This window comes from Allokutzneria sp. NRRL B-24872, assembly GCF_002155965.1.
Classification (GTDB): domain Bacteria; phylum Actinomycetota; class Actinomycetes; order Mycobacteriales; family Pseudonocardiaceae; genus Allokutzneria.
In genome coordinates, this window is the sequence record NZ_MUMH01000059.1 from 165,882 (window position 1) to 171,988 (window position 6,107).

The 6,107-nt window shown below is 70.6% G+C and carries 8 protein-coding genes; 7 read left to right on the forward strand and 1 reads right to left on the reverse strand.

Going from position 1 to position 6,107, the window contains the following annotated elements:
• Positions 1–72 precede the first annotated feature (72 nt).
• The 6 genes from CCN37_RS16460 (at position 73) to CCN37_RS16485 (ending at position 4,449) form a co-directional block, all read left to right on the forward strand.
• Positions 73–1,317 (forward strand): sensor histidine kinase, encoded by a 1,245-nt coding sequence (locus CCN37_RS16460; protein ID WP_086821647.1) that lies wholly within the window; start codon positions 73–75, stop codon positions 1,315–1,317.
• A complete protein-coding gene (locus tag CCN37_RS16465; protein WP_086821648.1) occupies positions 1,314–1,958 on the forward strand; it encodes a response regulator transcription factor in 645 nt (214 codons plus the stop codon). The genes CCN37_RS16460 and CCN37_RS16465 overlap by 4 nt, the downstream gene beginning before the upstream one ends.
• A 90-nt stretch (positions 1,959–2,048) precedes the next feature.
• Positions 2,049–2,486 carry a DUF6463 family protein gene (locus CCN37_RS16470; RefSeq protein ID WP_086821649.1) on the forward strand — a complete coding sequence of 146 codons (438 nt, stop codon included), beginning with the start codon at positions 2,049–2,051 and terminating at the stop codon, positions 2,484–2,486.
• Positions 2,487–2,578: 92 nt separating this feature from the next.
• Complete coding sequence (locus tag CCN37_RS16475) at positions 2,579–3,040, forward strand: SRPBCC family protein (RefSeq protein WP_086821650.1); 462 nt, start codon at positions 2,579–2,581, stop codon at positions 3,038–3,040.
• 14 nt (positions 3,041–3,054) lie between these two features.
• Positions 3,055–3,942, forward strand: a complete 888-nt coding sequence (locus CCN37_RS16480; RefSeq protein ID WP_086821651.1) for an SDR family oxidoreductase — start codon at positions 3,055–3,057, stop codon at positions 3,940–3,942.
• A gap of 27 nt (positions 3,943–3,969) precedes the next feature.
• Positions 3,970–4,449, forward strand: a complete 480-nt coding sequence (locus CCN37_RS16485) for a TspO/MBR family protein (protein ID WP_086821652.1) — start codon at positions 3,970–3,972, stop codon at positions 4,447–4,449.
• A 7-nt stretch (positions 4,450–4,456) separates the two neighbouring features.
• On the opposite strand, the gene CCN37_RS16490 is transcribed toward CCN37_RS16485, so the two are convergent.
• Positions 4,457–4,966, reverse strand: coding sequence for a GNAT family N-acetyltransferase (locus CCN37_RS16490; protein WP_210408058.1), 510 nt, complete (start codon positions 4,964–4,966; stop codon positions 4,457–4,459).
• Positions 4,967–5,068: 102 nt separating this feature from the next.
• Between CCN37_RS16490 and CCN37_RS16495 the strand changes: the two genes are divergently transcribed.
• A partial coding sequence (locus CCN37_RS16495; RefSeq protein ID WP_210408059.1) for an alpha/beta hydrolase family protein occupies positions 5,069–6,107 on the forward strand: 1,039 nt, incomplete at its 3' end.

The following is a 6,107-nucleotide window of genomic DNA, read 5'->3' on the forward strand; positions in this document are numbered from 1 at the left end:
AGTAGGTAATCATCGCGGCCGAGCGTAGCAGGATCATGCGCGAATCTCGGTGCCTGCGGCTACGATCGCGCCGTGACCTGGTCCGACCGCGCAGATCAGTGGGTGCGGGAACGCCCGGTCGTTCCGGACGCCCTGCTCGCCGCGATCATCGCCGTGATCGTGATCGGCACCTCGCTCGACATCCTCGACGAAGCCCGGCCGCGGGACTGGAGCCTCTGGGTCGCGGGAATCTGCGGAGCCGTCGTGGTCGCCACCGTCGCCCTGCGCAGGGTCGCCCCGGAGATCGCGTTCCTGCTCGCCAGCCTGGCGATGGCCGTGACCGTCGCACTGCCGAACAAGGTCGTCCGGCCCGAGGAGCTCGGCCTGCTCGGAACGGGCGGGGACATGGTGATCGCGCTGTTCTTCCTGCCGTCCTCGGCGGTCTTCCTGGTGCACCTGCACTCCGTTGCCGCGCGGTGTTCCTGGCGCACGAGCCTGCTCGCGCTCGGGGTCGGTGTGGCCGGAGCCCTGTTGTGCACGGCGAAGACGGCGACCGCCTACGGAGCGCTGCCCGCTGGGTGGCTCACGCTGCTGCTGGCCCTGCTCGGCCTGACCGCGGCCGTGGCGGGCACGTGGATCGCGGGCCGGTTCCAGTTCGACCGGCGGCAGCGCTCGGTCGCGCGGGCCGCTGAGGCCGTGGAGCGCGCGGCGGCTGACGAGCGCCAGCGCATCGCCAGGGACATGCACGACATCATCGCCCACTCGCTCGCGGTCATCGTGCGCCAGGCCGAGGGCGGATCGGCCATCGCCGCCAAGTCCCCGGAGCGCGCGGCCCAAGCGCTGTCCGTCATCGCCAACGCCGCGCGGGAAGCCTTGGTGGACATGCGAGGCACGCTCCAGGTGCTGCGCGAGGCCGCTCCTCAGGAAGCCACCACGCCCACGCTCGCCGGGCTGCCCGCGTTGGTGGATCGGGTGCGCGCGACCGGCGTCGACGTCCGGCTCACCGAGCACGGCCCGGCCACCGCCCTGACGCCGAGCGCGGAGGCGGCGGCGTACCGGCTCGTGCAGGAGGCGTTGACCAACAGCGTCAAGCACGCGGGCGCCCGCGCCGCGGTCACCGTCACGGTCGAGCACCGCTCGGAGGTGGTGGTGGTCCTCGTCGAGGACGACGGCGGCGTCGCCGAAGATCGGCCAGCGGTCCCCGGCGCCGGGGTCGGCCTGCGCGGCGTTCAGGAGCGGGTGCACGCCGCTGGCGGCACCTTCGAGGCGGGCGCCGTCGGCGGCGGCTTCCGGGTGCGCGCCGAATTCCCTGTCAGCACGAGGAAAGCGTTGAGATGACGATCAGAGTTGCCCTCGTCGACGACCAGGAGCTGATCCGCGTCGGCCTCGCCATGGTGGTCGACGCCACCGACGACATCCAGATCGTCGTGCAGGCCGTCGACGGCGTGGACGCGGTCGCCAAGCTCAACGAGACGCCGGTCGACGTCGTGCTGATGGACGTGCAGATGCCGCGCATGAACGGCGTCGAGGCCACCGGCCTGGTCACCGCCCGCGAGAACGCGCCGAAGGTGATCCTGTTGACCACCTTCGACCTCGACGAGTACGCCGTGGCCGGACTGCGCGCGGGCGCCAGCGGCTTCCTGCTCAAGGAGGCCTCCGCCGCCGAAGTGCTGCACGCCATCCGCGCCGTGCACGCCGGTGACGCCGTGCTCGCGCCCTCCACGACCCGGCGCATGCTGGAGCAGCTGGCGGGCGCACGCGCGCCTTCCCCGCTGCTGGAGCGGTTGACCGCGCGCGAGCGCGACGTGCTGATGGAGATCGCGCAGGGACTCTCCAACGCCGAGATCGCGCAGCGGCTGTTCTTGTCCGAGGCCACGGTGAAGACGCACGTCGGCCACGTGCTGGCCAAACTGGAGGTCCGCGACCGCGTGCAGGCCGTGATCTTCGCCTACGAGAACGGCCTCGTCCGCCCGGCCTAGGTCCTGCGAGTCGGGAACTCATCCGTTGGGGTGAGGCGGTGCAGACCTTGTGGCGAGGACCAGCGCTTCGCGGGCGCGCAGGGTCGTGGCATGACAATCACGAACGGACAGCTCAGGGCAACGACCTCGCGCGCGTGGTGGCGCTCGGCCTCGGCGTGGGGCGGAGGTCTCGCGGTCTGCGGCGGCCTCCTGCACACGGTCGTCGCCGGGTTCTCGCGCCCGGACGCCTGGTCGCAGATCTTCGCGGAGGGCATCTTCGGCACGCTCACGCTCGACCCGCCGCCGGAGCGGCTCGCGCTCGCGGAGGCGTTCTGGTTCAGCGTCGGCAGCTTCGGGGTGCCGTTGCTGCTGCTCGGCGGGCTCGTGCTGCACGTGGTCCGGCGGGGCGGGACCGTGCCCGCCTGGGTCGGCCTCGGCCTCATCGCGTGGGCCGTGCTGATCGGCCTGCTGGGCAGTTTCGACGCGGGCACGATCATCCTGATCACCATCGGCGCCCTGCTCGCGATCGGCTCGCGGACACGACGGTGATCGCCGAGCGCCGCTGCGGGTCGAGGGTTGCGCCGGGCGGTCACGGGTATTCGACGCCTGACCGCACGTTCCGAGTGGTGAAGCGAGGACCAGTGGGCACGATCACCAAGTCCGTCGACGTCGAGGCCCCGGTGTCACGGGTCTACAACCAGTGGACGCAGTTCGAGTCCTTCCCCCAGTTCATGGGCGGTGTGCGCGAGGTACGCCAGCTCGACGACACGCGGACGCGCTGGATCACCGAGATCGGCGGGGTGTGGCGGGAGTTCGACGCCACGATCACCGAGCAGCACCCCGACGAGCGGATCGCGTGGCGCTCGGACTCCGGCCCGACCCACGCCGGCGTGATCACCTTCCACCGCCTCAGCGACACGACGACCCGGGTCACCGCGCAGATGGACCTCGACCCCGCGGGCTTCGCCGAGCACGCGGCCGACAAGCTCGGTGTGCTCGACATGCAGGTGAAGGGCGATCTGAACCGCTTCAAGGAGTTCATCGAGCGTCTCGGCACCGAAACGGGTGGATGGCGCGGCGATGTCGAGCGGCCGGGCAGCTGAACGGGGAGAACGCCATGGCTGAGAACCAGGACCCGCGCACCCAGTACCCGACGCCGGACCAGCAGGCAGGGCACCAGCAGGAACACCCCGGCTCCGGCGGCGCGATGACGCCCGAACCCGATCACGGCGAGCACTCCTACCGCGGCTCCGGCCGCCTCGACGGGCGCAAGGCCGTGATCACCGGCGGTGACTCGGGCATCGGCCGGGCCGTCGCGCTCGCCTTCGCCAGGGAGGGCGCCGACGTGCTCCTGTCCTACCTGGAGGAGGAGCAGCAGGACGCCGAGCGCACCGCCGAACTCGTGCGCGAGGCCGGGCGGTCGGTGGTCTGCGTGCCCGGCGACATCCGCTCGGAGGAGCACTGCGCGGCGATCGTCGAGCGCGCGGTCGCGGAGTTCGGGCGGATCGACGTGCTGGTGAACAACGCCGCCTACCAGATGTCGCAGGACGAGGGCATCCTCGGCATCACCAGTGAGCAGTTCGACCGGGTGCTCAAGACCAACCTCTACGCCCTGTTCTGGCTCTGCAAGGCCGCTGTTCCGCACATGCGCCCGGGGGCGAGCATCATCAACACCTCCTCGATCCAGTCCGCGCAGCCCTCGCCGGAGCTGTTGGACTACGCCACGACCAAGGGCGGCATCGTCACGTTCACCAAGGGACTCGCGCAGGACTTGGCGAGCAAGGGAATCCGCGTCAACTCGGTGGCTCCCGGCCCCGTGTGGACACCGCTCATCCCCGCTACCATGCCCAAGGAGAAGGTCGACTCCTTCGGCGAACAGACCCCGCTCGGCCGGGCCGCGCAACCCGTGGAGTTGGCCCACCCCTTCGTGTTCTTCGCCTCCCAGGAGTCCAGCTACGTCACCGGTGAGACCATGGCCGTCACCGGTGGCCAGCCCCTGACCTGACAGCCAGTGGCCACGAGAGGTGCAGCCATGTCGACGGCAGTCCGAACTCCCTCCTCATCCCCCGTCGCGTTGGCGGTGTTCGGCGTCGCCGTCGCCGCGGTCGCCGTCATCGGTGCCACGGCAACCGGTGACGCGGCGGGGACCTACGGGGCGCTGCGCCAACCCGGCTGGGCGCCGCCGCCGTGGCTGTTCGGTCCGATGTGGACGGTCCTGTACGTGATGCTCGCGCTCTCCGGCTGGCTGTACTGGCGAAGTGAGGGCACCCGGGCAGGGCTGATCACCTACGCCGTCGGCCTGGTGCTCAACGCCGCGTGGAGCCCGCTGTTCTTCGGCAACGGCCTGCGCACGATCGCACTCGTCGACATCATCGCCCTCGACATCGCGGTGGTGGCGTGCATCTGGCTGTTCTCGCGACGCTCCCGGGTCGCGGCATGGCTCCAGATCCCTTACCTGGCGTGGATTCTCTTCGCGACCGCGCTCAACTGGGCTTTGGTGGTGCTGAACTGAGCGCGCGTCACGGCGCCGCGTAGCAGCGAACTGTCACCACTTGCGACGGGCTCCACCGTTGCTCGACGGTGGCCATGTGCACCCAGCCCAGCCGCTCGTACAGGGCTGCCGCCGCGGTGTCGGAGGCGACCACGTCGAGCACCGCGTGGACGCCGCGCTGCTGCGCTTCCGCCATGGCGCGGTTGACCAGCAGCGCGCCGATCCCGTGCCCCCTGGCGCGCGAGGTGACGAACAACCGGCTGAGCACCGCGGTGTCGTCGGCGCGCTGCCCGCTGCGCTCGCTCCACAGGCCGGGCGCGAGATCTCCCTCACCACGGCGGGACAAGCCGACGTGGCCGACGAGCTTCCCGTCGAGTTCGGCGACCCAGGCGTGCGACAACGCTTCCGGTGACAGCCACTCGCTGGGACGGTCGGGCCAGTTCACCGGGTAGCCGTCCTCGCGGTGCACGTCGGCGAGCAGCCGTACGCACTCGTCAAGGTCCTCGTCGTTCCTCTGCCTGATCAGCGCTGTTATCACGCTCGAATCGAAGCACGGCCCGTCAACTGCGCCTTGAGCGGCTCCACTCGAACGGCTAGGTTCGCGCGCTCGTCGTCCGGGCCGAACCTCCAGGAGGCAGCGATGGCACGACGTGTCCGCGCTCTCGTCGTCGCGGCAGCCACCGCCGCGTTCACCCTGTCCTCGGTCTCCGGCGCGCCCGCCGCGACACGGAGCCTGCCCGCGCCCTTCTCGAGCTGGGACGTCGAGGTCTCGCCCAAGGCCGACGAACAAGGCGCGCTGACCCTGAAGTACACCAGCCCAGCGCTCGGCATGCGCACCACGAACACGGTGTACCTCCCGGACAGCTACCGTTCCACCGGCCGCGCTTCCTCGGTCATGTACTACCTGCACGGCACGGTGCTCCCGCCGATCGACAACCCAGTGCTCGACCCGGTCACCGGGCTGGAGTCGCTGCTGAGCATGACCAGCGCGGGCGGAGGCGGAAAGCAGACCAGGCTGTTCGACTTCGGCTCGCAGCGCGCGAAGGCCGACTTCCTCGTCGTGGCACCGGACACCAACGCCGAGACCACGTGGTGCCAGACCTGCATGTGGATCAACGGCCGCGACAGCCCGCTGCCGAACGTGCCCCCGGTGACCGGCGTGAAGCGCCCTGCGGAGGACGTCCTCTACGAAGAGCTGATCCCGTTGGTGGAGAAGCTGTTCAACGTGCGCACCACGCGCGAGGGGCGCGGTGTCATGGGCTTCTCGATGGGTGGCATCTCGGCGATGGTCCAGGGCTTCCGGCATCCCGACCGCTACGCCTTCGTGGGCTCGGTGAGCGGCCCCTACGACTTCGTCGACGACCCCGCCGTCATGGCCGTCATCGAGGGCGTCGGTTACCTGCGCGACCAGGGCTACGGCTCGCGGCTGACCAACGCGGCGGACTGGGCCGAGCTCAACCCGCGCCACCTCGTCGGCAACTTCGCCGGTTCCGGGGGCACCCTGCTGCTCAGCGCGGGCGACACCTGCCTTCCGCCGACCGATGCGAAGGGCACCGCCGCGTGCGCCAAGCACCCGTCGCTGACCAATCCCGCCGCCACCGCGATCGAGCTGCTGATCCGGCGCAACCTGGACATGTCGGTTTCGCAGCTCTCCGCGTCCGGAGTGCCCGCGACGCAGA